The organism is Methanosarcina sp. (genome assembly GCF_035390745.1).
GTDB lineage: Archaea > Halobacteriota > Methanosarcinia > Methanosarcinales > Methanosarcinaceae > Methanosarcina.
In genome coordinates this window covers 9,957-12,900 of sequence record NZ_DAOOUJ010000072.1, presented here as the reverse complement: position 1 = coordinate 12,900, position 2,944 = coordinate 9,957, and the positions used below count along the sequence as shown (strand labels likewise).

General features: G+C 38.1%; 2 protein-coding genes. Both read left to right on the top strand.

What is annotated here, in order from left to right; genetic code table 11:
* Window positions 1-308: 308 nt before the first annotated feature.
* Entirely contained in the window at window positions 309-1,496 is a 1,188-nt protein-coding gene (gene mfnA / locus PLL47_RS13070) for a tyrosine decarboxylase MfnA (RefSeq protein WP_324446779.1), read from the top strand.
* A 360-nt stretch (window positions 1,497-1,856) separates the two neighbouring features.
* The coding region (locus tag PLL47_RS13065; RefSeq protein WP_324446777.1) for a CBS domain-containing protein at window positions 1,857-2,944 on the top strand (1,088 nt) is incomplete at its 3' end.

The window sequence follows — 2,944 nt, the reverse complement described above, 5'->3', positions numbered from 1 at the left end:
AGCTGATTTTTTAGATGTTTTTGAGAATCTTTATTTTATTTTAATTTTTTCTTGCTCTTTTTTTTTCTTTTCTTTTTCTTATTTCTTTTTTTCTTTCATTTCTTTTTCTCTTGTTTTTTAATTTTCTAAATCGTTTCACTATTTTTATTTCCTTTTAACCATGATCCTTTTTATTTAAGTTACGTTTTGATTTATCCTGGAACAACGGACAATTAAAGCCATTCTGGACTTTTATGATTCAAAGAAAGTCTTTTTTTCGGTTTTTATTCCATAAGTCTTTTAAATAAAACTGGTTTTACTTTACCTATATGAATGAGCAGGGTCTTTCTGAAAGAGAGATATTTTCCTATCTGGAAAATGCAAAGTCAGAAGATACGAATTATTATCGGGTATTAAGTTCAATGTGTACACACCCTCATAAGATCGCGGTCGAGGCTAACAGGCTCTTTATTGAAGCTAACCTGGGCGATCTGGGTCTTTTTGCCGGAGCCCGCAGGCTTGAGCAGGAGGTTGTCAGAATGCTTGGGGAACTTCTTCATGCACCTTCAATTGATGTTTCTTCAGGAAACTCATGCAAAAGCTCGGTATGCGGCTACCTTACCACAGGAGGCACAGAATCCAATATTCAGGCTGTAAGAGGAATGAAAAACCTGGTAACAGCAGGAAAAAATGGGTTTAAAGGAACTCCAAATATTGTCATTCCCGAATCGGCTCATTTTTCTTTTGATAAAGTTGCCGACATGATGGGCATAGAAGTCAGAAGGGCTTCTCTTGATTCGGAGTTCAGGGTGGATCTGGCTTCTGTTGAGAAACTCATAAATGCAAATACTATAGGACTTGTAGGAATAGCAGGGAACACTGAGTTTGGGCAGATTGACCCCATTGACAAACTCTCTGATATAGCTCTTGAAAATGAACTTTTCCTGCACGTAGATGCGGCTTTCGGAGGCTTTGTAATTCCTTTCCTCGATAAACCCCAACCTTTTGATTTCAAAGTGCCGGGAGTAACTTCCATTGCTATAGACCCTCATAAGATGGGCCTTTCAACAATTCCTTCAGGTGCTCTGCTTTTCAGGTCTCCATCTTTTCTGGATTCTCTCAAAGTAAGTACCCCATACCTTACTACAAAGGCACAGTTTACACTTACAGGCACACGTAGTGGAGCCTCAGCTGCTGCTACCTGTGCAGTCATGAAATATCTTGGTTATGAGGGTTACAGGAAAAATGTGCAGTACTGCATGCAGCTTACATCAAAAATGGTCTCAGAAGCTCGAAAAGCCGGTTTTGAACCATTAATGGAGCCTGTTATGAATGTGGTTGCTCTGAAAGTACCGAATCCTGATCTTGTCAGAGAACAGCTTCTTAAGAGATTCGGCTGGAATGTCTCAATCACGCGCACTCCAAGAGCCCTTCGTCTTGTCCTTATGCCCCACAATAGTCCAGAAGACATTGAACTATTTTTACAGGATCTTAAGAAAGTGATAGCTGAAATTTAAAACTTAAAAATTTAAAATTTAGAATTCAAAACTCAAAAATTTAAAACTGTTTTGTTTAACTGTTTTATTTTATACCAGGTATTTCCTTTAACTAAATTTTATATAACAGCTCGACTCCTTATTTAAGAATTGGAGCCGTATATCAGTTTTATGACAAACTCATAAAATAATATGGTAATTTTATTAAGAGTCATTCTTTTCTTCGATTTGATGCAAAAATAATTATGTTATTTAAAATAATATAATATATGTTCTAACTTTACAATTGCCGACTTTTAAGTAGATTGTCGTTTAGTAGATTAATAGTTTATAATCATCAAGTCTCTATATATTATAGAGACTAAAAGGGGTACTTACTTCGTGAAATCTGCACTGAAAATCGGAAGCATACTGGGTATACCTATCAGACTGCATATCACTTTTCTTTTAATACTTCCCATTTTTGCATATATATTTGCAACCAATCCATATCCTTATGGATTTCAGGAAGTTGAGCCGGGTACAACAAAATATACGCTTTCAGCCCTGACCGCAATCCTGCTTTTCGCATCAATCCTTTTGCACGAGCTTGCACACTCTTTTCTGGCAAAACGATACGGAGTTAATATAGAGAGCATCACGCTTTTCCTTTTCGGAGGAGTATCTTCAATGGAAGAGATGCCAAGAGATCCAGGGCAGGAAGCAAAAATGGCTTTTGCAGGACCTTTAACGAGCCTTATTATAGGCACTGCATGTTTCTTGATATTTAAATATATAATTGCGCCAAATCCTGTACTCTTAGAAAATCCCGTTTATTTGATAGTCTGGATCCTTGGAGCAATGAATATGGTGCTTGGAGTTTTCAACCTGCTGCCTGCTTTTCCAATGGATGGAGGCAGAGTACTCCGTGCTTTCTATGCCAGGAGAATGTCTTATGTCAAAGCTACTCAGAATGCAGCTGCTGTAGGAAAGTTTTTTGCTATCCTGATGGCTATTTTTGGAATCCTTGTAGGAAACCTCTGGTTTCCTTTGATCGCTCTCTTCATTTACGCTGGTGCATCCGAGGAGGAACGCTCTACTCAGGCATCTGTAACCCTGGAAAATATTCTGGTAAAAGATATAATGACAAAAGATGTGGTTTCGGTGCCACCTTCTATGAATGTTGAAGATCTCGTTCATTTCATGTTTGAGAAAAAGCATATGGGTTATCCTGTAATAGAAGGTGGTATCCTGAAAGGGATCATAACTTTTACAGATATCCAGCGCGTTCCTACTATTGACCGTCCTGTAATGCGAGTCTCAGATATTATGACAAGAGATGTAATATCTGTTCCTTCCAGTGCGCAGGCAATTGATGCTCTCAAACTGGTTACATCCAAAAACATAGGAAGAGTTCTGGTAATTGATAACGGGTCTCTTGTAGGAGTGCTTTCCAGAACAGACCTGATACGGATACTCAAACTCAGATC

Bases quoted from the DNA above. Each gene is read 5' to 3' on its own strand.
- mfnA (WP_324446779.1), top strand. From the start codon at position 309: ATGAATGAGCAGGGTCTTTCTGAAAGAGAGATATTTTCCTATCTGGAA.